Source organism: Vreelandella sp. EE27 (genome assembly GCF_968206495.1).
On sequence record NZ_OZ309109.1, the window covers coordinates 2,942,326 to 2,964,737 of the forward strand.

Annotated in this window: 19 protein-coding genes; 4 read left to right on the top strand and 15 right to left on the bottom strand. The window is 63.4% G+C overall.

The window, feature by feature from the left end:
* Nucleotides 1–106: 106 nt before the first annotated feature.
* Nucleotides 107–1,372 (bottom strand): inorganic phosphate transporter, encoded by a 1,266-nt coding sequence (locus tag ACWHVV_RS13745; protein WP_447926743.1) that lies wholly within the window; start codon nucleotides 1,370–1,372, stop codon nucleotides 107–109.
* 9 nt (nucleotides 1,373–1,381) lie between these two features.
* Nucleotides 1,382–2,062 carry a TIGR00153 family protein gene (locus ACWHVV_RS13750; protein ID WP_447926744.1) on the bottom strand — a complete coding sequence of 227 codons (681 nt, stop codon included), beginning with the start codon at nucleotides 2,060–2,062 and terminating at the stop codon, nucleotides 1,382–1,384.
* 137 nt (nucleotides 2,063–2,199) lie between these two features.
* Between ACWHVV_RS13750 and ACWHVV_RS13755 the strand changes: the two genes are divergently transcribed.
* Together ACWHVV_RS13755 and ACWHVV_RS13760 are read left to right on the top strand one after the other, a co-directional pair.
* Nucleotides 2,200–3,078 carry a CYTH domain-containing protein gene (locus ACWHVV_RS13755; RefSeq protein WP_447926745.1) on the top strand — a complete coding sequence of 293 codons (879 nt, stop codon included), beginning with the start codon at nucleotides 2,200–2,202 and terminating at the stop codon, nucleotides 3,076–3,078.
* 27 nt (nucleotides 3,079–3,105) lie between these two features.
* On the top strand, nucleotides 3,106–4,086 hold the full coding sequence (locus tag ACWHVV_RS13760) for an ion transporter (RefSeq protein ID WP_447926746.1): 981 nt from the start codon (nucleotides 3,106–3,108) through the stop codon (nucleotides 4,084–4,086).
* A gap of 32 nt (nucleotides 4,087–4,118) precedes the next feature.
* Here ACWHVV_RS13760 and ACWHVV_RS13765 read toward each other — a convergent pair whose 3' ends face one another.
* Both ACWHVV_RS13765 and ACWHVV_RS13770 read right to left on the bottom strand, forming a co-directional pair.
* A complete protein-coding gene (locus ACWHVV_RS13765) occupies nucleotides 4,119–4,742 on the bottom strand; it encodes an L-threonylcarbamoyladenylate synthase (protein ID WP_447926747.1) in 624 nt (207 codons plus the stop codon).
* 82 nt (nucleotides 4,743–4,824) lie between these two features.
* Nucleotides 4,825–5,757: a PHP domain-containing protein gene (locus tag ACWHVV_RS13770; protein ID WP_447929158.1), complete on the bottom strand. Its 933-nt coding sequence runs from the start codon at nucleotides 5,755–5,757 to the stop codon at nucleotides 4,825–4,827.
* 236 nt (nucleotides 5,758–5,993) lie between these two features.
* Here ACWHVV_RS13770 and ACWHVV_RS13775 point away from each other — a divergent pair, with 236 nt between their 5' ends.
* Entirely contained in the window at nucleotides 5,994–6,293 is a 300-nt protein-coding gene (locus tag ACWHVV_RS13775; RefSeq protein WP_447926748.1) for a YciI family protein, read from the top strand.
* 164 nt (nucleotides 6,294–6,457) lie between these two features.
* A complete protein-coding gene (gene mnmC / locus ACWHVV_RS13780) occupies nucleotides 6,458–8,464 on the top strand; it encodes a bifunctional tRNA (5-methylaminomethyl-2-thiouridine)(34)-methyltransferase MnmD/FAD-dependent 5-carboxymethylaminomethyl-2-thiouridine(34) oxidoreductase MnmC (protein ID WP_447926749.1) in 2,007 nt (668 codons plus the stop codon).
* 1 nt (nucleotide 8,465) lies between these two features.
* Here the strand turns inward: mnmC and ACWHVV_RS13785 are convergent, their stop codons facing one another.
* The 11 genes from ACWHVV_RS13785 to ACWHVV_RS13835 form a co-directional block, all read right to left on the bottom strand.
* Nucleotides 8,466–8,741, bottom strand: a complete 276-nt coding sequence (locus tag ACWHVV_RS13785; protein WP_447529625.1) for a YheU family protein — start codon at nucleotides 8,739–8,741, stop codon at nucleotides 8,466–8,468.
* On the bottom strand, nucleotides 8,738–10,774 hold the full coding sequence (gene ligA / locus ACWHVV_RS13790) for an NAD-dependent DNA ligase LigA (RefSeq protein ID WP_447926750.1): 2,037 nt from the start codon (nucleotides 10,772–10,774) through the stop codon (nucleotides 8,738–8,740). Before ligA ends, ACWHVV_RS13785 begins: the two co-directional genes overlap by 4 nt.
* A gap of 120 nt (nucleotides 10,775–10,894) precedes the next feature.
* On the bottom strand, nucleotides 10,895–12,664 hold the full coding sequence (gene zipA, locus ACWHVV_RS13795) for a cell division protein ZipA (RefSeq protein WP_447929159.1): 1,770 nt from the start codon (nucleotides 12,662–12,664) through the stop codon (nucleotides 10,895–10,897).
* A gap of 876 nt (nucleotides 12,665–13,540) precedes the next feature.
* Nucleotides 13,541–17,032, bottom strand: a complete 3,492-nt coding sequence (gene smc / locus ACWHVV_RS13800; protein ID WP_447926751.1) for a chromosome segregation protein SMC — start codon at nucleotides 17,030–17,032, stop codon at nucleotides 13,541–13,543.
* Between the two features lie 36 nt (nucleotides 17,033–17,068).
* Complete coding sequence (ccmI, locus tag ACWHVV_RS13805) at nucleotides 17,069–17,968, bottom strand: c-type cytochrome biogenesis protein CcmI (protein ID WP_447926752.1); 900 nt, start codon at nucleotides 17,966–17,968, stop codon at nucleotides 17,069–17,071.
* Nucleotides 17,965–18,429, bottom strand: a complete 465-nt coding sequence (locus ACWHVV_RS13810; RefSeq protein WP_447926753.1) for a cytochrome c-type biogenesis protein — start codon at nucleotides 18,427–18,429, stop codon at nucleotides 17,965–17,967. Before ACWHVV_RS13810 ends, ccmI begins: the two co-directional genes overlap by 4 nt.
* Complete coding sequence (locus ACWHVV_RS13815; protein ID WP_447929160.1) at nucleotides 18,420–18,947, bottom strand: DsbE family thiol:disulfide interchange protein; 528 nt, start codon at nucleotides 18,945–18,947, stop codon at nucleotides 18,420–18,422. The genes ACWHVV_RS13810 and ACWHVV_RS13815 overlap by 10 nt, the downstream gene beginning before the upstream one ends.
* The gene (locus ACWHVV_RS13820) at nucleotides 18,941–20,932 is read right to left on the bottom strand and encodes a heme lyase CcmF/NrfE family subunit (RefSeq protein WP_447926754.1); all 1,992 of its coding nucleotides are present in this window, start codon (nucleotides 20,930–20,932) and stop codon (nucleotides 18,941–18,943) included. Before ACWHVV_RS13820 ends, ACWHVV_RS13815 begins: the two co-directional genes overlap by 7 nt.
* A 3-nt stretch (nucleotides 20,933–20,935) precedes the next feature.
* Entirely contained in the window at nucleotides 20,936–21,445 is a 510-nt protein-coding gene (gene ccmE, locus ACWHVV_RS13825) for a cytochrome c maturation protein CcmE (RefSeq protein ID WP_447529631.1), read from the bottom strand.
* Nucleotides 21,435–21,665, bottom strand: a complete 231-nt coding sequence (ccmD, locus tag ACWHVV_RS13830) for a heme exporter protein CcmD (RefSeq protein ID WP_447529632.1) — start codon at nucleotides 21,663–21,665, stop codon at nucleotides 21,435–21,437. The genes ccmE and ccmD overlap by 11 nt, the downstream gene beginning before the upstream one ends.
* Nucleotides 21,662–22,402 (bottom strand): heme ABC transporter permease, encoded by a 741-nt coding sequence (locus ACWHVV_RS13835; protein ID WP_447926755.1) that lies wholly within the window; start codon nucleotides 22,400–22,402, stop codon nucleotides 21,662–21,664. The genes ccmD and ACWHVV_RS13835 overlap by 4 nt, the downstream gene beginning before the upstream one ends.
* Nucleotides 22,403–22,412 lie beyond the last annotated feature (10 nt).

The following is a 22,412-nucleotide window of genomic DNA, read 5'->3' on the forward strand; positions in this document are numbered from 1 at the left end:
CGACAAAGGACTTACTTTACCAGAGCCCAAAAAGCGCGGCACCGTTTTGCCTATCTTGCCGCAGGGCAAGGAGCAAAACGGTGCCGCGCTAGAGGGTGGGGCCCTTTTAGCCGAACATGCCCTTGAACGTGAAGAAGAACAATATGGCCAAACCCGCACCGGCGGGCAGCGTGATGAGCCAGGAGATCACGATGGTGCCGATAACGCGCAGGTTGAGGGCGGCCATACCGCGGGCCAGGCCCACGCCGAGCACCGCGCCCACCAGCGTATGGGTAGTCGAGATGGGAAGACCGGTGGCGGAGGCCAGTACCACGGTACTCGCCGCGGCAAGCGTTGCCGCAAAGCCGCGGCTCGGGGTGAGCTCGGTAATACCAGTACCCACGGTTGCGATCACCCGGTGGCCGTAGGTCACCAGGCCAAACACGATGCCGCCGCCGCCGAGTACCAGCACCCACCAGGGCACCAGCGCGGCGCTGTCGATCACGCCCTGGCTTCTGACCACGCTGATCACCGCGGCAAGCGGGCCCACCGCGTTGGCCACGTCGTTGGAGCCATGAGCGAAGGCCATGGCGCAGGCGGTGAAGATCATCAGCACGCCGAACACCCGCTCGACGTTGGCGTAGCCGAAGTGGTCGCTGGCACTTTGCTCGAACTTGATGCGCCGCTGCATCAAGACCCCCAGGCCCATGATCAGCGCGCCGATCAGAATCGAAAGCAGCAGGCTCTGGCTAAAGCTCAAATCGAGCCCCACGTGGGAAAGCCCCTTGGTGAGCGTGACCATGGCGACGATAAAGCCGACCAAAAACACGTAGCCTGGCACGTAGCGCTTGGCCGCGGTGAAGGGGTCGCTGTTTTCAAAAATCAGGTGATGAACGGACTTGAACAGCACATAGCCGATGGTACCGGCCAAAAGCGGCGAGACCACCCAGCTCGAGGCGATCTGGCCCACCTTGCCCCAGGCCACTGCGTCCACCCCCAGGCCCACCGCGGCGAAGCCGACGATCGCGCCGACGATCGAGTGGGTGGTGGAGACCGGCCAGCCCCGGGCCGAGGCGACCATCAGCCAGATACCCGCGGCCAAAAGCGCCGAGAGCATGCCGTAAACCAAAAACTGCGGATTCGCCTCCAAAAGGTTCGGGTCGATGATGCCGCCGCGAATGGTAGAGGTCACCTCACCACCGGCAAGCCAGGCGCCCAAAAATTCGAAAATTACGGCGATGATGATGGCCTGCTTGATGGTGATCGCCTTGGACCCCACCGAGGTTCCCATGGCATTGGCGACATCGTTGGCACCGACCCCCCAGGCCATGAAAAAGCCAAAAACACAGGCGAGAATGATAAATACATCGCCATATTGGGCAATAATCTGCATGCGGTCCCCTTAACGCGCGGTCAAAATCTGCAGTCGGCTACCCACGCGTTCTGCGCGGTCCGATACTTCGCCCACCCACTCGATGATCTTGTAGAGAAAGATCACATCGACCGGGGGAAGCTGGCTTTCGAGCTCGAAAAGCTGGCGGCGGATCGCCACCTGCTGATCGTCCGCCTGGTGTTCCAGGGTATGCAGCTCACGGATCATGGTATGCATTACATCCGACACGTTGCGCCCAAAGCCGGACTCCAAAAGCTCCTTGAGCTCTTCGAGGGCCTGGCGCGCCTGGGCCACGCAGGCAACGCTGGTCATCATGTAGTCACGCATGGGCGTGGCCAGCTCGTCGGGCACGCGCATTTTACGTCCCAGCATAATGCCGGTAATGTCACGCACCTTGTTGGCGATCTTATCCTGCACGCTGATCAGATCGAGTAGATCCGAGCGCGAGACCGGCAGGAACATGGTGTTGGGCAGGTTGAGCCGCAGCTCGGTTTTCAACGTATCCGCGTCGTGCTCGAGGCAGGTAACCTTTTCGCGAAGGGTGGCGGCCGTTTCCCAGTCACCGGCAAGCGAGGCCTCGAAAAAGGGCAACAGTTGGTCGGCGCACTCGTTGGCTTTAACGATATGGGCCAAAAGCGGCTGGAATGGCGAGCGGCCAAACATGGCGGAAAAAGGATTGGAGGTAACCATAGTGCCTTTCATCCTGAGTGTGGAAAGCCTGAAAATGGCGGCGCCAGTATAAAGAGTGCGCCCGCCCCCGTCATGAAAAGTTCATAAAAGACGTCAAAATTTAACGCAATGTTCACAAAAGCAAGGTAGCTATTGTCATGGAAAATCACGCCCCGCTTGAAGTCGAGCTTAAGCTAGCGCTGCCTGCGGCGTCCATCGATGCCCTTCTAAGCTTTCCGGCCCTTTCCCAGGAGCCGGTGAAAAAAAAGCTCAAGAATACCTACTTCGATACCCCCAAAGGGGATTTGGCTGGCGCCGGGATCGCGTTGCGGCTTCGCCAGAGTGATACCCAAACCCTTCAAACGGTGAAAACCAAAGGCCACGGCGGCGGCGGGCTCTCGACGCGCAACGAGTGGGAGATGACCGTGGAAAACGGGCTGGATACCCAGGCGCTTGCGACCCTTCCCCCTTTCGAAGGCCCACTGGGCGAGGCGCTTTCTGCGCTGACACCGAGTTTGAGTACCGACTTCGACCGGCGCAGCTGGTTGATCGACTGGAGCGATAGCCGCATCGAGCTGGTGCTCGATGAAGGCCAAATCGAGTGCAACGGCGCCGGCGCCACCATTTGCGAAGTCGAGCTCGAACTCAAGGCGGGCTCGCCCACAGCGCTTTGGTCGCTGGCGCTGTCGCTTTCGGCTCAAACCGCGCTTCGCCCGAGCGATTCGAGCAAGGCCGCCCGGGGCAATGCGTTGGGCCACGGGCAGTGGTCGCTCCCCGAAGCCGAAACGCCCGGCGAGTGGCTTCACCGCGCCACCGTTGCCCTGGACGCCTACAAGGACAGCGGGCAAAGCCAGCATTTCGAAAGCGCCGCGCACGCCTACAAAACCCTGGCCGATCACAAGGACCTGGACGAGACGCTTCGCCCGACCGCCGCGGCGCTTTACCGGGCGCTCGATCCCAACGTGCCCAGCATTACGTTTGGCTATAACGCGCTGAGTCTGGCGCATCGCCTGGCCCTTGAAAGCGCGCTAAGCTAAGCGGGCTCGTTACTTAAGGATATCGCCATGAGTTTTCATCTCGCGCCGGGACCGGAAGGCATCCGCTCGCAGCTTTTCCACATCATTTTCGAATCCGACACGCCCGCCGCCAAGGCCTTCGACCTGGTGCTGATCGTCATGATCCTGATGAGCGTCTCGGTGATTTTGCTCGGCAGCGTCGAGGGTTACGCCCAGCGCTATGGCGATATCTTCCTCTACATGGAGTGGTGCTTCACCGCCGCCTTTAGTATCGAGCTTTTGGTGCGCCTTTACTGTCTGGAACGCCCAACGGTCTATATCAAGAGCTTTTACGGCGTAGTGGATTTGGTCGCCATCCTGCCTACCTGGCTTGTGCTATTGGTGCCCGGCGCCCACGCGCTGGTCATCGTGCGGCTTTTACGGGTGCTGCGGATTTTCCGTATTCTGCGACTGATGGAGTTCGTCGGCGAGGGGCGTATGCTCTTGGAGGCGCTGCACCGCAGCCTGCGCCAGATCCTTTTGTTTTTCAGCAGCATCCTGATGGTGGTCACGCTCTTCGCCGCGCTGATGTACACCATCGAATCCGAAGAGGCGGGTTTTACCAGCATCCCGATCGCGATGTACTGGGCCATCGTGAGCATGACCACGGTGGGCTACGGCGACATCGTGCCGGTCACCCCGGTGGGTAAGACGATCACCATGATTTTGATGCTGATCGGCTACTCGGTGATCGCCGTGCCCACCGGGGTGTTCTCCGCCCAGGTGATCCGCTCGATTCGTGAAGACCGCTACTCGGAAGAGGCCTGCCCGGGTTGCGGCCACGACCGCCACGAGAAGCGCGCCCGCTATTGTCTGCGCTGCGGCACCTGGCTCGACGAATTCAGCGAGGACCCACGCGAGGAAAAAGAGGAGAAAAAGCGCAAAAAGGACAAGGCGCATCAGGACGCTGACCGTGAGGGCGATGAGCCAGCAAAGGATAGCAATGGAGATGAAAATGGAGACGGGGACGAGGACGGCGCCGGGTCCTAACGCTCGGCGCCCCTCGTCAGGGCCGACCGCCCCTAGCTTTCAAAGGGGGTCGTGTCGCCACGCCCTTCCCGCACGATCTTCGGTGGCAGCTCGCGCAGGTCGATCACGCTGGTCGGGTCCAGGTGGCAGGCCCCGCCATCGATGATCAAATCCAGGTGGGCACTGTAGCGCTCACGAATCTCCTCGGGCTCGTTCAGCGGGAGCGCTTCGTCCACCGGAATGAGCGTGACGCTCATCATGGGCTCACCCAGCGCCTCGAGCAGCGCGTGAGTGATCTGATGATCCGGCACGCGCACGCCGATCGAGCGCCGTTTGGGATGCAGCAAAAGCCGGGGCACCTCGGTGGTGGCTTCCAGAATATAGGTATAGGGGCCGGGCGTGTGCGCCTTTAGAAGGCGAAACACCGCGTTATCCACTTTGGCGTAGGTGCCTATCTCGGAGAGATCCGAGCACATCAGCGTAAAGTTATGCTTGTCATCGAGCGAGCGCAGCCACTTGATCTTCTCGATCGCCTTTTTCTCGCCCAGGTGACAGCCCAGCGCATACCCGGAGTCCGTCGGGTAGGCAACCACGCCGCCTTTTCGAATGATCTCGACCGCCTGGTCGATCAAGCGCTTTTGCGGATTTTCCGGATGTATCTGAAAGTACTGGCTCATTACTCGCTCCTTGGCTGTTGAAACGCCCGGATGGGCCTACCTCAAGCATAGCGGTTAGTGAGGCCTTACGCTCTGGATGACGCTACTGGCTTGCGCCGAGCAGCCCGCCGGGCGCCTGGTGCATGTGGACAAGCCGTGGGTGCTGCCAGATGGGTAGCGCCGCGGTACGCGGAATTTCGCTCATGCTGCCGGGGGCAGAGTGGCTGCCGGGAAAGTGAAAATCGCTGCCGAGCGAAGCGTAAAGTCCGCGCTCGTCGAGCTGGCGGGCCAGATCCCGGGTGCTGTCCGGGTTCTGTTGGCCGCTGACCAGCTCCACCGCCTGCCCGCCGGCGGCGGTAAACGCATCCATCAACTGGCCGCGCTTGCGCCGGGTCAGCCCGTAGCGCAGCGGGTGGGCGATCGCCGCCACGCCACCGGAGGCCACGACCCACTCCACCGCCTCACTAATCTCCGGCCAGTGCGCTTTGACGTCGCCCTTCTTGCCGCTGCCCAGGTAGCGCTTGAACGCTCCGGCCCAGTCTGGCGCCAGGCCCTCGGCCACCAGCGCCCGGGCAAAGTCCGGCCGTCCCAGCGGCCGGTCGCTTCCGGCCTGGGCCTGCGCCTTGGCCAGGGCGTCACGCAGGCCAAGCTTTTCGAGGCGCTCGGCGATCACCTCGGCGCGCTTGATGCGCGCCCGGCGCTGAAACTCGAGCCCCTCGACCAGCGGCCCCTGAACGCCGCCGGGCATCAGCGCTACCACGTGAATATTGATGCCCTGCCAGCGGGTGGAAAGCTCGCAACCTGCGACCAGGCAGAGGCCTTCGCGCTCGGCGGCGCGGGCGGCCTCGTCGACCCCGTCCATGGTGTCGTGGTCGGTCAGCGACATGAAGGAGAGCCCGCGACTTGCGCACAGCGCCACCAGCTCGGAGGGCGATAGCGCCCCGTCGGAGGCGGTGGAGTGCATGTGCAAATCGACCGGGTAGCGGTGATCGGCATCGAAGGTAGTGGGCAGCACGGTGACGGGCAGTCGAGGCATAGGCATGACGTCGCAGGGGGAGTTTGTCAGAATAGGGGCGCTTCACGTATAAGTACGTGTGCAGCGTTCACACAGCGCATGTTACACGGCGCGCAGCGGTCATACGACCCGCCGCCGTGCCCCATTCGCGGCTTACAAGCGCGCTATAGTGAGCGCTTGGCCCCGCCCGGTCAACGGGCCCATCCATCATGGCCTGGTCGAAAACCAGCCCATTCGCTTACGTTCAAGGAAGCCCCATGCTATATGCCATTATCAGTCAAGACGTGTCCGAGAGTCTGGAAAAGCGCCTGACGGCGCGCCCGGACCACCTTGCCCGCCTGGAAGCGCTGCGCGACGAGGGGCGTTTGGTACTGGCCGGGCCTCACCCGTCCATCGACAGCGAAACCCCGGGGGACACCGGCTTTAGCGGGAGCCTGGTCGTTGCCGAGTTCGAAAGCCTCGACGATGCCCAAACCTGGGCGGATCAAGACCCCTACGTGGATGCCGGCGTCTACGCTACCGTAACGGTGAAGCCTTTCAAAAAAGTATTACCTTGATTTTCAAAGGCAGCTATGCGGCACCGCCGGGTTTTGCACAGAGGCTGTGGAAAACTCTGTGAAAACATGGCGGACGCTTTTCTTAAAGCGAGAGATAACGCCCGTATTAACAAATTGGTCATTTTTTAATCGCTTTCCCCTACGCCCCGACAACGGATACCCGTGTGACCCAGCGCCACCCTGCTTTACCACCCCTAAAAGCGTTAACCGCCCCCCAGCTCACCTGGGATGACGCCGCCCCGCACTCCACGCGCTTTGACGACGTCTACTTCTCTCGCGAGGATGGCCGCGCCGAGACCGAGCATGTCTTTTTGAACGCCAACCGCCTGCCGGAGCGCTTCGCCGGCTGGGCGCCGGGTCGTCCCTTCGTGATCGGCGAAACCGGCTTTGGCACCGGGCTCAACATGCTCTGCGCCTGGGCCTGCTTTGAAGAACACGCCGCCCCCGATGCTCGGCTTCATCTGTTATCCACAGAAATGTACCCGCTCGAGCGCGGGGCGCTCGAGCGGGCGCTAAGCGCCTGGCCCTCGCTTGCGCGCCACGCAAAGGTGCTTTGCGCCCAGTGGCCCGAGCCGGTCAGCGGTATCCACCGGCTGCACCTTTCTGAGCGCGTCACCCTCGACCTGCACTTTGGCGACACCACCGAGCGGCTGGCGCTGCTGGATGGCCAGGTCGACGCCTGGTTTCTCGACGGCTTCGCCCCATCGAAAAACGAGGCCATGTGGCAACCCGCGCTTTTCGAGGCCATGGCGGCGCGCTCGCGCCCCAACGCGACCTTTGCCACCTTTACCTGCGCCGGCATCGTCAAGCGCGGCCTGAAGGCCGCCGGGTTTACGATCAGAAAGGTGCCGGGCTTTGGGCGCAAGCGCGAGATGCTGGCCGGTGAGATCGAATCTCCCCCGGTGGATAACCGCCGCGCCGCGACGCCCTGGTTTACCCCGCCCGCGGTACAAAAAGCCGAGCGGGTCGCGGTGATTGGCGCAGGGCTTGGCGGAACGAGCGTCGCGGCAGCACTTGCCCGGCGCGGGGTGGAGGTGACGGTGTACGAGGCCGAGGCGCCCGGCGCTGGCGGCTCGGGTAACCGCCAGGGCGCGCTTTACGTCAAACTCGCCGCCGAGACCAACGACCAGAGCCGTTTTTATTTAGCCGGGCTTTTGTACAGCGCGCGCTGGCTGGGCGGGCTGCCCAAAAACGACGCGTTTTGGGCGCCCTGCGGCGTGGTGCAGATTGCGCAAAGCGACAAGGAGGCGGGCCGCCAGCGGCGCTTTTTAAAGCGCCACCCGCTGGGCGAGGCGGTGGTGAAGGCGCACGAAGGCTCACTCGCTCCCCTTACGGGCGTGCCGGGCAGCGTCGAGCACGCTTTGGTTTACCCGCAGGCGGGCTGGGTGCGCCCTGCAGCGCTTTGTCAGGCGCTACTGGCGCACCCGGGTATCGAGTACCGCCAGGCCCAGGTCACGGCGCTGACCCCGACCCCCGGCGGCTGGCAGCTTACCCTCGATAACGCCACGAGCGCCGAGGCCGACCAGGTGGTCATCGCCAACGCCCACCTGGCCAATGCACTGGAACAGACCCGCCCACTCCCCTTTCAGCAGGTGCGCGGCCAGGTGAGTTCGCTGGCGCTGCCCGACGGCGTCAACGCGCCGACGCGGGTGGTGTGCGCCGGCGGCTATCTCTGCCCGCCGGTGGACGGCGTGCTCACCTTCGGGGCGAGTTTCATCCCCAACGACGGCGAGCGCGATATTCGCCTGGCGGACCACCAGCGCAATATCGATGAGCTACGCGCGGCCCTGCCCGAGTGGGTCGATGAACTCGAACGAATGAGCGGACCGCTTACGCCGGAACGCCTTACCGGGCGCGCGGCGGTACGCGCAGCGAGCCCGGACAAAACGCCCTACGCCGGGCCCGTGCCGGTGTTCGAGCAGTGGCGCCGCGACTACGCCGCGCTCACCAAGGACGCCTGCCGTGTAGCGCCAATTCCCGGCGCCCACCACCCGGGGCTTTGGATCACCGCCGCCCACGGCAGCCGTGGGCTTGCAAGCACGCCTCTGTGCGCCGAGGTGATCGCCTCGAGCATGTGCGATGAGCCGCGGCCGCTGGAGTATACGCTCGTCGATCATCTACACCCGGGAAGGCGACTGATCAGCGAGCTGATCCGCGCCCAGTCCGCGTGACTCAGTAGTCGCCTTCTTCTTCGTCGTCGGCGATATCGCGCCCGAAGGCGCGCCACTGGGCAAGCGTCATGACCTCGGTCTGCTCGAGTTCGATATCGTGGGCGATCAAGAGCTCGCCGCGCTCGAGCTGGCGCTTGAGCTCGATGACCCAGCCGTGCATGCCTTCACCGCTGGTGTCGGTGGTGTCGTAGCCCTGGCGGGTCACGAACGCCTGAAGCAGCGCGTCGAGGGTCTCCGGCGGTAGCATCCGTGCGGGTACTTCGATGAATCGGCTCATGACATTTGCTCCCACTCGGCAAGTCGTTGAATAAAGGCGTCCTCACTGAGTACGTCCACCTCCAGCTCCTCGGCTTTGGCAAGCTTGCTGCCCGCCGCCTCGCCGGCGACCACGCCGGTGGTCTTTTTGGACACGCTACCCGCGACCTTGGCGCCCAGCGCTTGCAGGCGCGCCTTGCCCTCGTCGCGGGTCATGGTTTCCAAACTGCCGGTCAGTACCCAGGTCTGGCCTTCGAGCGGCCTGGGGCCCTGGGTGATTTCCGCCTCTTGCCAGGTAACGCCCACCCGGATCAAATCGGCGATGGTGTTCTGGTTATGCGGCTGCTTGAAAAACGTATGTACGTGGGCGGCGACGATCGGGCCGACATCGTTGACCGCCTCGAGCGCGGCCTGCTCGGCGCCCGCCAGCGCCTGTAGCGTGCCGAAGTGGCTCGCCAGGTTGGCGGCGGTGGCCTCGCCCACCTCGCGAATACCGAGGGCATAGATAAAGCGCGCGAAGGTGGTGCTTTTAGCCTTTTCGAGCGACTGCACCAGGTTTTCCGAGGACTTTTGCGCCATGCGTGGCAGCGTCGCCAGCCGCTCGACGCCGATTTCGAAAAGATTCGCGGGGGTCTGCACCCAGTCGCGCTCGACCAGTTGGTCGATGATTTTCACGCCCAGGCCGTCGATGTCCAGCGCCTTGCGACTGGCGAAGTGCTTGAGCGCCTCCTTGCGCTGGGCGGGGCAAAAGAGCCCGCCGGAGCAGCGCGCGACCGCCTCGCCCTCGACGCGCTCGATCTGTGAGCCGCATACCGGGCAGGCGTCGGGAAACACGATCGCTTTCGCCGAGGTCGGGCGCTTGTCGGTATCCACCCGAACCACCTGGGGGATGACATCGCCGGCCCGGCGAATCGCCACGGTGTCGCCGATCATGACGCCCAGCCGAGTGATTTCATCGGCGTTGTGTAGCGTCGCGTTGGAGACCGTCACGCCGGCCACCGTGACCGGTTCGAGCCGCGCAACCGGCGTAATGGCGCCGGTGCGCCCGACCTGGAACTCGACGTCGTTGAGGGTCGTGATCTCCTCCTGGGCCGGAAACTTGAACGCCACCGCCCAGCGCGGGGCGCGGGCCACGAAGCCAAGCTCACGCTGAGCGCGCAGATCGTTGACCTTGATCACCACGCCGTCGATATCAAACCCCAGGGCCAGGCGCTTCTCGCCGAGCCGTTCGCAGTAGTCAGCGACCGCCTGGGGGCCCTTGAGTGTGGCAAGCTCCGCGCTCAAGCGAAACCCGAGCGTTTTCAGCCGCTCCATCAGCGCGCTGTGGGTGGTATCGCCGCTATCCGGCTCTAACCTGGCCACCTGATAGCCGTGAAACTCCAGCGGGCGCTTGGCGGTAATCCGCGGGTCGAGCTGACGAAGACTCCCGGCGGCGGCGTTGCGCGGGTTGGCGAACACGCGGCTCTCCTCCTCCCGGGCGCGCTCGTTGAGCGCCTCGAAGCCTTTGTGCTGCATGATGACTTCGCCACGCACTTCCAAAAGCTCGGGAACATGGTCGCCGCGCAATTTGAGCGGCACCGAGCGCAGCGTGCGCAAATTCGACGTAATGCCTTCGCCGGTGCGCCCGTCGCCCCGGGTGGCGCCGCTTACCAATACGCCCTGCTCATAGACCAGCGACACCGCCGCGCCGTCGAGCTTGGGCTCGCAACTGAACTCGAGCTCGTCAGGGGTTCGCTCCAAACGCTCGGCCACGCGCTCGGCGAAAGCGACGACGTCGTCGCGATTGAACGCGTTGTCCAGCGAGAGCATGGGTAGCGCGTGGGTCACCGCGGGAAAGCCCTCCGCCGGGGCAGCGCCGACGCGCTGGGTGGGCGAATCCACCGTCACCAGTTCCGGGTAGTCCGCTTCGATGTTTTTGAGCGCCTGGAGCTTGCGGTCGTAGTCGGCATCGGTCAGTGCGGGCTCGTCGAGTACGTAGTAGCGGTGGTTGGCGTCGTCGAGCTCGGCGCGCAGCGCGGCGATTTCCTCACGCACCTGGGGGGAAGGCTGGCTCATGCAATAGGGTTCCGTAAAACAGTACGTAGTGGCGCTATCCTAAAGCCTGGCGGCGTTAGGCTCTAGTAACAAAAACACCCGCCTGGCGAGGCGGGTGTTTTGAGACGCTTAAAAAGCCGATTAGCGGGCGGTGTGGCGCTGCAGGCGGTGGCGGCGCTCGAACTCGTGCACGCGCTGGCGAGCAAACTCGATGGTCTGCGCCGTCATGACGCTGTGGTTTTCGTCCTTGAGCTCGCCGCCCATGTGACGTACGACCACCATGGCGGTCTCGACCATCGCTTCGAACGCAGCGGAGCTATCGAGCGCCCCGGGTAGCGGCATCAAAAACGAGATACCCGGGGTGGCGAACTCGTCCATCTCTTCGATGGGGAAGGTGCCGGGCTTGACCACGTTCACCATGGAGAACTGCAGCTCGCTATCCGGGCTTTCGGTTTCGAAGCGGTGGAAAACGCCCATTTCGCGGCTAAAGCGCAATCCGCAGGCCATCATCAGTTCCAAAAGCTTGCCGCCGTCAAAGCCCTCTTCGTCCCGCGAGAGCACGCTGATCACCACCATTTCCGAGGCATCGGTCAGCGTCTCTTTGGCGCGCGCACCCGATACATCGTGGCGCAGCGCTTTTTCGAGCGCGGGATGGGGGCGTACGACGTTTTCGTCAAAAGCCGGTGCATCGTAGGCCTCATCGAACGCTGCCTCGTCTTCGTCGAAGCGCGCGTCTCTCGCGCGTTGGCCGCGAAGCGCACTCATCGAAGGCTCGGCGCTATAAAGGTCGTCGTCATTGTACTGCGCCGTTGTGTGGGCGGCCTCGGTTTCGCGGGCCCGGGCGTGCTCCTGGGCAATACGCGCCTTTTCGGCTTCGGCGGCTTCCCGGGCCTCGCGGCGCTGCTCGGCTTCCAGCGCCTTACGCTCGGCTTTCTGCTTGGCAAGCGCCTTGACGCGTTCGGCTTTTTCCGCCTTTTTACGCGCGCGCTCCTGACGACGCTCGATCAGGCGGCGCTTGAAGGAGCGGCCCATACCCTCGAAATCGACCAAGCGGTACTCGTCTATGGCGTCGTCATCGAGCTCACCGGCGGTGTTGGAGCGCAGCTGGCGCCGCTGACGCGACTCGCTGGTTTTGGCAAAGGCGGCGTCTTCGGGCTCGGCGCGCAGCACGGGCTCGTCGGTCGCGGTATCGCCTTTTTCGCTCTCATTAGGCGCTGCGGCTTCCACGGGCTCAGGGCCAACCGCCTGAGTAGAAAAGCCAGGTTCGGTGGGGGTCACGCCAGGTGAGTGCGGCGTATCGAGGGGTGTTGACAGTGTGGATGCGCCGCCGCTGGTAGGCTCGGCCGCCGAAGGCGCTTCATCGGCAAAAAGGCTCGGCTCGCGACGCTCTTCAGTAGGGGCATGTTTAACGGGGCTTTGACCAGCCGGGCGCTCGCTCGGGTTCGCCGCGCGGGCTGGTTCGGCGGTGCTTGTCGGGGCGCTCGCTTTAGGGGCAGCGCGGGAAGCGTCGGGGCTTTCTTCTTCACGCTCGCTGAAACCGCCCTGATAGGCGAAGCGCTGGCCGGTGGCCGCGCTTTTCGAGCGGGCCGCCACTTTGGAAAACGAACGTTTGAAATCGGAGAGTACCCTGGAGGGGCCGGGATGGTCCTGACGCTCGAGCTTGGGCTTTTTACCCAAACCGCTGTAGTCGGCGGGCTTGACGACCCGGGCACCGCCGTTGGGCAGCTCCCAGCTTAGCTCGGCCTCTTTGGCCTCGTCATCGAGCTCGTTCACCGATGCCTTGGGCAGGTTGTCGACCGCTTGGTCAAGACGCGGTACCCGACGCTGACGCTGGAGCCTTCGCACTCCATCGACCACGATAAGCGACACCAACGCCAATCCTAGAATGATTAACCACTCTCTTAATTCCATGTCGAGCATTCCACGGGTCATTTTAACCGATTTAAGGCGCTACCCCTGATGATATCCGCGTCCATCCAAACGCTATATTTACCACCAGGCATAGTGCGTCTGCTACAAAAAAGGGCAACCTGCTGCTCTATCTAATAAAGCTTACCCCGCTACTCGCCAGCCATCGACGTAGCAAGCCCCGCTTTTCGACAAGCCCAACGGCCAAAAGTGCCATCCTGGCGCTTGATTGGGTCGGCCACCTTCGTGCAACAACGCCCTTTTACTTTTGCTTCAGCGCTTCTTTATTCATGGCTAACGCCCTGGGCTAGCAATGAAGTAAAGTTCGCCGAAAAGCTTACTAGTGCGACAATTGTAGAAGCATTAACGCTAGATGACAAAATCTTACAACCATATTCGATCATTAAACAAGCACAACTAAGCATTATCGCAACAGGAGTTCGTTAGTTCTTGCGAGTTTGAACACACAACACTCTTCGTTTTCTACTGTGACCATTAATGTTTTTACTATATGTATTTCCAGTAGTAGAGCGCTCACCTTAATCGTAACGGGACCCAATAACTCGTTTGCAATCCCCTGTTATCAAAGACTTTCGACTGCGCCTTCGCGACTTTGGCGATTGAACCTGGCCGGCTCGAAGCCCGCCGGCCAGCTGCTTATGAAGTGTCGTGCTGAAACGAATAGCAAGAGGCGGCGATTAATCGATCACCGGCAAGCGTTGTAGCCCCTTTTGCGCCGGGTTACTGACAAAAGAGCGCCCATTTCACGCTTGGCTAACACTTATTCGGACCCGGGGATGAATAGGGCACTTATCTTCGCCGGGCTAAAATCATGAACAATGCGTAATAGCCGCCAACGGTCGATCTCGTATTAACGGGTCAGTCGACTAGCGCGGTGGCCTCTTCGATACCCACGGACACCAGCCGCGAAACGCCAGGCTCCTGCATGGTCACGCCCATCAGGCGCTCGGCGGCCTCCATGGCGATCTTGTTGTGGGTGATGTAGATGAACTGCACGCTCTCGGACATTTCCTTGACGAGCTTTGCGTAGCGGCCGACGTTGGCGTCGTCCAGCGGCGCGTCGACTTCGTCGAGCATACAAAACGGCGCCGGGTTGAGCTGGAAGATCGCGAACACCAGCGACAGCGCCGTTAGCGCCTTCTCGCCCCCGGAAAGCAGGTGAATGGTGCTGTTCTTCTTGCCCGGCGGGCGCGCCATGATGGCAACGCCGGTTTCCAGCAGGTCGTCGCCGGTCAGCGTTAGCCACGCCGCGCCGCCGCCGAATACCCGCGGGAAAAGCGCCTGCAGCCCGGCGTTGACCTGATCGAAGGTTTCGCGAAAACGCACCCGCGTCTCCTGATCGATACGCTTGATCGCCCGCTCCAGGGTTTCCAGCGCCTCGGTAAGCTCGGCATGCTGCGCCTCTAAATAGTCGCGTCGCTCGGCCTGCTGGTCGTACTCCTCGATCGCGGCGAGGTTGATCGCGCCAAGACGGCGTATCTTCTCGGTCGTGCCTTCCAACAGCGACTGCCAGCGCGACTCCTCGGCATCATCGGCAAGCCCGGCGGCCAGCGCCTCGGCGTCGTGGCCAAGCTCGGCCAGTGCCTCGTCCTGGGTGGTGGCCTTGAGCGCCAGCGCCTGGACTTCCATACGCAGGGTTTGCAGCTGCTCCCGGCTTTGCTCGAGGGTGCGCTCGTGATTTTGCCGAGCGAGCTCATCGTTTTTGAGCTGCTCGGAGATCACCTGGGCTTGCTCTCGGGTTTCGCTCAGCCGTGCCTGGCGCTGTTCACGCTCGTGGAGAAGCTCCTCGAGCTCTTCGGCGGCCAGCTCGTCGGGCTCCAAAAGCGTCTCGCGCGCCTCTTCGAGCTCTTCGATGCGTAGCTTCAAGCGCTCTTCGCTTTCGCTCGAGCGGCTCTGCTGGGCACGCAGGCTATCGCGCTCGGTGTTGAGCCGCTCGCGCTCCAACGCCAGCGCCTGCTGGCTCGCCTTGAGCGGCGCTTGCTCCCGGGTGAGGCGATCAGATTCTTCCCGTGCCCGGGTGCGCTGTTCGACGCTCTCTTCCCGGGCGGTAGCCGCCTCTTCCAGGCGCGTCATCGCTTCACCCCAGCGCTCGCGCTGCTCCTCGAGGGTCAGGGCAAGGCTCTCCTCGTCCTCTCTTAGCGTGGCAAGCTCTTCGTCGATCTCCGCGGCGCGGCCCTGCAGGTGCTCCAGACGCTGGGCCAGGCGCTGCTCCTTCACCGCCAGTTGCTGGCGAAGGCTACCGTGCTCGCGCTCCTCTTCGCCACGCTGCTCGCGCTCGCTCTCGAGCGCTTCGAGGGTTCGGGCCAGCGTCTCGCAGCGCTCGTCGAGTTCCGCCAGCGCCTGCTCGACGGCCTCGCGCTGCTGGCTTAGCTCGTCAAAGCGTCGCCGGGTCATCAACAGCGCATCGACGCCTTCACCGCTGGCCTTTTGATGCAGCCAGCCGCGCCCGCACCAAAGGCCCGAACGGCTAACCACGCTCTCGCCCGGGGCGAGGTGCGCTACTTGTGCCTGGGCCTGGTCGTCGCTCTCGACAAAGTGAATGCGCGAGAGCCACTCCCCCAGCGCCCCGGCGCCGCTGACCAAAGAGTCGAGCCGGGCGTCGCTCGCCGCGGCGCTCGCCTCGCTTTGAATCAAACACCAGTCGGTGGCCAGCGCCTCGGGCAGCGCCTTGAGCGTAGCGCCACTGACCATGCGGGCATTGAGCCAGGGCGCGAGCAGCCAGGACACCACCGATTCCCAACCAGGCGAGGCGCTGAGCGTCTCGCCAAGGCGTGGGGCGTTTTCGAGCCCCAGGGCTTCGAGGTGGGAGTGTAGATCCGGGTCGTGGTCGGCAAGCGCTGCGTCGATCAACGCCTTGAGCGAGGCGAGCTCGCCCTGGCACTGGCTGAGCTCGCCGCGCTTTTCTTCGCGCACGCTCAGAGCACTCTGATGGGCGGTGCGCGCCTCGCTGTAGCGGGCCTGGCGCTGTTCGCGCTCGGTTTGAAAGTGTTCGGCGCGGCGCTCGGCTTCCTTCAGTTCGGCCAGGCTCTGGGCATGTTCTTTTTGCAGCGAAGCGGTGTCGTCGAGCTCACCGCGCTGCTGCTCGCGGCGGGCCCGTTCGGCCTGCTGGCGCTTGATGCGCTGTTCCAGATCGACGATCTGGTCCTGGCAGCGCTCGGCGTCGCGGCTGACATCGCGCCAGCGCGCATCGATATCGGCGAAGCGCTGCTCGGCGGCCTCGAGCGCCGGGGCGGCCTGCGCCAGCGTCTCTTCGAGTACTTCGAGCTGCTTCTGCTGAGCTTCGAGCTCGGGCAGTAATGTCTCCCAGCGCGCCTCGATCTCGGCCAAACGGGTCTGGTCGCCTTCACTGACCCGGCGCTGCTCGTCAAGGTCGCGCCGGGCGGTGTCGATGTCGCTTGCCAACTGGCTTTCGCGGCTTTTGCGGTGGGCCTGATCCTGCTCGAGGCGCGCAATGCGCGTGGTGGTTTCGAAAAACTGCTGCTGATGACGCTCGAGTACCTCAGAGAGCTCATCGTGCTGAGCGCGGGCCTGCTCGAGGCGGGTTTCGCAGGCGCGCACGCCGAAAACGTCTTTTTCGACGCTGATTTCGAGCTCGCGCACCCGGCTCTCCTGGCGGGTCTGCTCAGCGCGCAAGGCGCGGCCGCGAATCAGCGCAAGCTCGCCCTTGAGCTGGTACTCCTGGGCTTTCAAGGTCTGGTAGCGCTTGGCGGACTCGGCCTGGCGCTTCAAGCGTTCGAGCTGCTTGTCGAGCTCTTCGCGGATATCGTCGAGGCGCTCCAGGTTCTCCTGGGTGCGGCGCATGCGGTTTTCGGTCTCGCGACGGCGCTCCTTGTATTTGGAGATCCCCGCCGCTTCTTCCAAAGTCGCGCGCAGGTCGTCCGGGCGCGCCTCGATCAGCCGCGAGATCATGCCCTGGCCGATCAGCGCGTAGGAGCGCGGGCCAAGCCCGGTGCCCATGAAGAGATCCGCGATATCCCGACGGCGACACTTTTGGCCGTTGAAAAAGTAGTTGGACTGGCCGTCCCGGGTGACCAAACGCTTGACGACGATTTCCGCGTACTGGGCGTAGGCGCCGCCCATACCGCCGTCGCGGTTATCGAATTTTAATTCGATCGCCGCCTGGCCGACCGGCTTGCGCCCGGTGGAGCCGTTGAAGATGACGTCCGCCATCGACTCGCCGCGCAGCGTCTTGGCCGAGGACTCGCCCATCACCCAGCGCACCGCGTCGATGATATTGGATTTGCCGCAGCCGTTGGGCCCGACGATCGCGGTCATGTTGCCATCGAAGGGCACCGTAATGGGGTCGACGAAGGACTTGAACCCGGTGAGGCGTATGGACGTTAAGCGCATTGCGGCTCTTTATAAAGCAGATAAAAATCGAGCGGGCTATTCAAACACACCGTCGGTCGAAACGTTAGCGCTATCGGCGTCCTCCAGCCGGGCGCTTGCCGTGCGAATCCCCTCACGAAGCGCCTCCACCGTGGCGCTGTCCTCCAGACTCGCCAGTGCCCGGCGCCAGCGGTCGATGGCGAGCGCGTAGTCGCCTTCGTCGAAGGCGTGAACGCCGAGAAGGCTCAGCACCTTGGGCTGGCGCGGGTCGGCTTCCAGGGCTTCGTCAGCCAGCGCCCGAACGTCCGGGGTGAGCCTGCGCCCGGCCATGAAAAAGCGAAGCTCGGCGAGCTCGCCCAAAAGCGCCGGGGCGCGTCCGTCGATCTCGATGAGCCGGGTCAGTGCCTCATCCGCTTTTTCGAGCTCGCCGCTTTGGCGGTAAAAGCTAAACAGCATGCCCCACACGTTGGCGTTTTCAGGCTGGCGTTCGGCCTCGCCCTTCAAACGCTCGAGGTAGCGCTCCATGGAGGGGTTGGGGTCGTTTTCCACCGACTGTTGCAGCGCGTAGAGGGCAAGGTCACCCTCGGCGCCGTTTTGTTGATAGATAAAAACCCCCGCCGCCAGTGCCGCGACCACCACCACGGGAATGGCCAAGCGCCCCGACCCCGGGGCCTTGAGCGCGCGCCGGGGCGTAGCCGCGGTGTCGTCGAGCAGGCTGCGCTCGAGCTCGAGTTTGGCCTCGTCAAAGCGCGCCTGGTCGATGTCGCCATTCGCCTGCGCATTTTCGAGCGAGGCGAGGCGGCGTTTGAAAATGGCCACGTTCTGCTGGTTGGCGCCGTCGGCTTCCTCGAAGCGGCGCTGGGCCTCATGGAGCGCCCGGGCTCGCCAAAGCGGGGCGAGCAGCAGCCAAAGCGCGGGGAGTGCGGCGAGCGCAATCGCAATCCAAAGCGGCGTCATGGTGACCTCTCGCGGTTGATCAACGTGTCCAGGCGTTCGCGCTCCGCCGCGCTCAGCGCCTGGCTCGAGGCCTGGCGTCGGGCGCGCACGATCAGCGCCAGAATCACCATCGCCAGCAGCACCAGCGCAATGGGCACGCCCCAAAGCAGGTAGGTGCGGTTTTCCAGACGCGGGTTATAAAGAATGTACTCACCAAAGCGGGCCACCATATGATTGACGATTTCGCTGTCCGACTGGCCCTGCTGGAGAAGCTCGAACACGCGCTGGCGCATGTCCGCGGCAATCGGCGCGTTGGAGTCGTCGATGGCCTGGTTTTCGCACAGCGGGCAGCGCATGGAGGCGGTCAGGTCCGCATAACGCTGCGCGAGCACCGGGTCGTCGAACTCGCGCACCTCGATAGCGGCCAGCACTAAAGGGCTCGCCAGTAGCAGCATCAGAACGAAAAGAGACCTCAACGCCATTTCTCGACCTCCGGTAGAATGCGCGCATCGACATCGTCGGGGCCGATGTAGCCCTTGTGGTGATAGCGGATCACGCCGTCGCGGTCGACCAGAAAGGTTTCCGGGGCGCCGTAAACGCCAAGGTCGAATCCCAAACGGCCCTCCGGGTCGAAAATGTTTACCTCGAAAGGGTCGCCGTACTCGCTCAAAAACTGCCCACCCTTTTCCCGGGTGTCGCGGTAGTTCACGCCGACCATGCGAATGCCGTGCTCGGCGAGCGTCAAGAGCTGGGGCATCTCCTGCTTGCAGGCCGGACACCACTCGCCCCAAACGTTGACCAGCGTGAGCTTGCCGCGCAAAAGCGATTCATCCACCTGGGACGCCGGGTCGCGCAGCGTGCTCGCTTCAAACGCGGGGAACGGCCGGGCCATCAGCGCCGAGTCGCGCTGGGAGGGGTCGCGGGAAAGGCCCTGGTAGAAGAAAAGCGCAATGCCGACAAAACCAAGCGGTAACAGCAGCAACAGCCAGCGTCTCATGATAGCGCCTCCACAGGGGTTTCGAGGGCGCGGGGGCGCGCTTTAGAGCGCCGGTAGCGCTTGTCGATCACCGCCAGCACCGCCCCCGCCGCCATCAACAGTGCCCCCAGCCAAAGCCAACGTACGAAGGGCTTGTACTGAATGCGCATGGCGTAGCTGCCGTCCTCCAGGTCCTCGCCCATCGCCACGTAAAGGTCGCGAAAGAGCCCCGGGCGCAGCGCGACCTGGGTCATCGGCATACGGGTGGCGATGTAAAGGCGCTTCTCCGGTTGCATCATGAACGCCCGGCCGTCGTCGCCCTTGCGCACCTCGATCAGCGAGGTGTCGGCCAGAAAATTCGCCCCGCGCCGGCTGATCAGTTCCTGCATGGTGAACTGATAACCCGCCACCTCGACCGTGGTGTCCGGCGCCATGCGCACGTTACGCTCGATGTTGTAGTTCGAGACCACCGTGACGCCGATGATCGTAACCGCCATGCCGACGTGGCCCAGCACCATGCCCCAGTAGGCGAGCGAGAGCTTGCCAAGCCCGCGGGTGACCGAACTTGCCCGGCGGCAGGTATCGAAGACATCCCGGACCAGCGGCAGCACGATCCAGAGCGCGATTAAAAGCCCCAGGCTCACCCACAGGTTCCACTCGCCCGCGTACAAAAGCGGCGCCACCGCGCTAATGACCAGGGCGGCCAGCCCCGACAGCCAAAGCTTCGCCTTGAGCTCCCCCGCGCCCATGTGCTTCCAGCGCGCCAGCGGGCCAAGGCCCATGAACAGGCACAGCAAAACGGTCAGCGGCACGAACAGCGCGTTGAAATACGGCGGGCCCACGCTGATTTTACCCAAATTCAGCGAATCGAGAATCAAGGGATAAACGGTACCGAGCAGCACGGTGACGGTCATGATCACCAGCAGCAAATTGTTGACCAGCAACAGCGAATCCCGGGATAGCCAGCCAAAGCCGACCTGGTGACTGACCCGCGGGGCGCGCAGCGCAAAAAGTAAAAGCGACAGCGTCACCGTCACGCTTAGAAGCACCAAAATGAAAAATCCGCGGGCCGGGTCGTTGGCGAAGGCGTGCACCGACGTTAGCACGCCGGAGCGCACCAAAAACGTGCCCATCAGCGACAGCGAAAAGGTGGTGATGGCCAAAAGCACCGTCCAGCTTTTGAACGAGCCCCGCTTTTCGGTCACGGCCAGGGAGTGCAAAAGCGCGGTGCCGGTCAGCCAGGGCAAAAGCGAGGCGTTCTCGACCGGGTCCCAGAACCACCAGCCGCCCCAGCCAAGCTCGTAGTAGGCCCACCAGCTGCCCAGCGCAATGCCGACGGTCAAAAACGCCCAGGCGATATTCGCCCAGGGGCGCGCCCAACGGGTCCAGGCCGCGTCCAGCCGCCCGCCGATCAGCGCGGCGATGGCGAAGGCGAAGACCACCGAAAAACCGACGTAGCCCATGTAGAGCATGGGCGGGTGGATCACCAGGCCGAAATCCTGCAAGAGCGGGTTCAGATCGGCGCCGTCGCTTGGCATATTGAGCAACAGGCGCTCGAAAGGGTTGGAGGTGAGCAGGATGAAGGCCAAAAAGCCAACGCTGATCATGCCCATCACGCTCTGCACCCGGGCGGCCATATCCCGGGGCAGCGGCTTCGAAAAGTGGGAAGCGGCAAAGCCCCAGCCGGCCAGCATCAAGCTCCAAAGCAGCACCGAACCTTCGTGATTACCCCAAACGGCGCTGGCCTTGTAGTACCAGGGCAGCATCGAGTTGGAGTTGTTGGCCACGTTGGCCACGCTGAAGTCGTCGAGCAGGTAGCTTGCGCTCAGGCAGGCGTAGGCAAGACCGACGAACAGAAACTGCCCCGTCGCCATGGGGCCACCATAGGCCATCCAGAGCGGGCGGCGGGTTAGCGTGCCCGCCAGTGGCAGCGTGGCCTGAACGAGCGCCAGCATCAGCGCCAGAATCAGCGCGAAATGGCCCACTTCGGGAATCATCTTTACCCACATACGTTAATTCCCGTCCGTTTGAGGGCGGCCCGGCCCTTCCAACTGTTTGACGACCCGTTCGGCCTTTTGCTGATAGTCCGCCGGTGAGTAGCCCGCCTCCTCAAGCGCCTGGGCGACCTCCGGCGGCATGTAGTTTTCGTCGTGACGCGCCAGCACCTTGTCCGCTCTCAGGCGTCCGTCGGCCTGTAACTCGCCGACCACGACCACGCCTTGGCCTTCGCGAAACAAATCCGGCAGGATACCGCTGTAGTAAACGCTCACCTCGTCCACGTAGTCGGTGACCACGAAGGCGACGTCCAGACTTTGCGGGTCGCGAGCGACGGAACCCGCCTTGACCAGCCCGCCGGCGCGGATCTGGCGCTCCAGGGGCGCCTGGCCCTGGGCGATTTGCACCGGACTAAAGAACAAATTGATGTTGGCGCGCAGCGCAAAGAGGGTCAGCCCCACGGCCACGCCCGCCAGCGCCACCACGCCAATGAGCGCGAAAAGCCGCTGCTTGCGTTTAGGCGTCATCATTACCCCCCGGGTGTGAAGAAGAGCGCGGGCCGTTTTGCGCGCGGGCCCGCTCGCGGCGGGCGCGGCGCCTTACCGCTTTGACCAGCCCGCGGCGCTCCAGGCGCGCCTGTAAAAGGCACAGTAATAGCAGCAAGGCCGTGACGCCCCAGGCCGACCAAACGTAAACGCCGTGGCCGCCCATCGCGAAAAATTCCGTCAGCGAAGTGAACGCCATCATGTCTCTCCGCTTAGGAGCGCGCGAACCCAGCGCTTGTCGCCTTCCCGGCGCAGAATTTCGCTGCGCGTGCGCGCAAGCGTGATCGCGGCGAAAAAGCTATAAAAACCGACCAGCATGACGAGCAGCGGCAACCACATGGCCGCCGGCATCGCCGGGCGCGAGGTCAGCGTAAAGGTGGCGGACTGGTGCAGGGTGTACCACCACTCGACCGAGTACTTGATGATCGGGATATTGATCACGCCGACCATGGCGAGAAGCGCCGCGGCCCGGGCGCCGCTGTCCCGGCGATTGAACGCACCGCGCAGGGCGATCACGCCCAGGTACAAAAAAAGCAGAATCAGCATCGAGGTCAGCCGCGCGTCCCACTCCCACCAGGTCCCCCAGGTAGGCACGCCCCACACCGCGCCGGAAAACAGCGCCGTAAACGTCATGGCCGCGCCGAACGGTGCCATCACCTTGGCGGCCATGTCGGCCACCTTGATCTTCCACACCATGAACACCAGGCTTGCCAGCGCCATGGAAACGAACACCGACTGGGCCAGCAGCGCAGCGGGCACGTGAACATAAATGATGCGAAAGCTCTCGCCCTGCTGGTAGTCCGCTGGCGCCACCGCCAACCCCCACACTGAGCCTGTGACAAGCGCGAGCGCCGCAAGCGCCCAGCACCAGGGCTCGAGCCGGGTGCTCAGGCTATAAAACCACTTGGGTGAACCAAACTTATGAATGAAAGCCCACATGGCGCGCATC

Coding starts and splice junctions, on each gene's coding strand:
- ACWHVV_RS13745 (WP_447926743.1), bottom strand. CDS start 1,372: ATGCAGATTATTGCCCAATATGGCGATGTATTTATCATTCTCGCCTGT.
- ACWHVV_RS13750 (WP_447926744.1), bottom strand. CDS start 2,062: ATGGTTACCTCCAATCCTTTTTCCGCCATGTTTGGCCGCTCGCCATTC.
- ACWHVV_RS13755 (WP_447926745.1), top strand. CDS start 2,200: ATGGAAAATCACGCCCCGCTTGAAGTCGAGCTTAAGCTAGCGCTGCCT.
- ACWHVV_RS13760 (WP_447926746.1), top strand. CDS start 3,106: ATGAGTTTTCATCTCGCGCCGGGACCGGAAGGCATCCGCTCGCAGCTT.
- ACWHVV_RS13765 (WP_447926747.1), bottom strand. CDS start 4,742: ATGAGCCAGTACTTTCAGATACATCCGGAAAATCCGCAAAAGCGCTTG.
- ACWHVV_RS13770 (WP_447929158.1), bottom strand. CDS start 5,757: ATGCCTCGACTGCCCGTCACCGTGCTGCCCACTACCTTCGATGCCGAT.
- ACWHVV_RS13775 (WP_447926748.1), top strand. CDS start 5,994: ATGCTATATGCCATTATCAGTCAAGACGTGTCCGAGAGTCTGGAAAAG.
- ACWHVV_RS13785 (WP_447529625.1), bottom strand. CDS start 8,741: ATGAGCCGATTCATCGAAGTACCCGCACGGATGCTACCGCCGGAGACC.
- ligA (WP_447926750.1), bottom strand. CDS start 10,774: ATGAGCCAGCCTTCCCCCCAGGTGCGTGAGGAAATCGCCGCGCTGCGC.
- zipA (WP_447929159.1), bottom strand. CDS start 12,664: ATGGAATTAAGAGAGTGGTTAATCATTCTAGGATTGGCGTTGGTGTCG.
- smc (WP_447926751.1), bottom strand. CDS start 17,032: ATGCGCTTAACGTCCATACGCCTCACCGGGTTCAAGTCCTTCGTCGAC.
- ccmI (WP_447926752.1), bottom strand. CDS start 17,968: ATGACGCCGCTTTGGATTGCGATTGCGCTCGCCGCACTCCCCGCGCTT.
- ACWHVV_RS13810 (WP_447926753.1), bottom strand. CDS start 18,429: ATGGCGTTGAGGTCTCTTTTCGTTCTGATGCTGCTACTGGCGAGCCCT.
- ACWHVV_RS13820 (WP_447926754.1), bottom strand. CDS start 20,932: ATGTGGGTAAAGATGATTCCCGAAGTGGGCCATTTCGCGCTGATTCTG.
- ccmE (WP_447529631.1), bottom strand. CDS start 21,445: ATGACGCCTAAACGCAAGCAGCGGCTTTTCGCGCTCATTGGCGTGGTG.
- ccmD (WP_447529632.1), bottom strand. CDS start 21,665: ATGATGGCGTTCACTTCGCTGACGGAATTTTTCGCGATGGGCGGCCAC.
- ACWHVV_RS13835 (WP_447926755.1), bottom strand. CDS start 22,402: ATGTGGGCTTTCATTCATAAGTTTGGTTCACCCAAGTGGTTTTATAGC.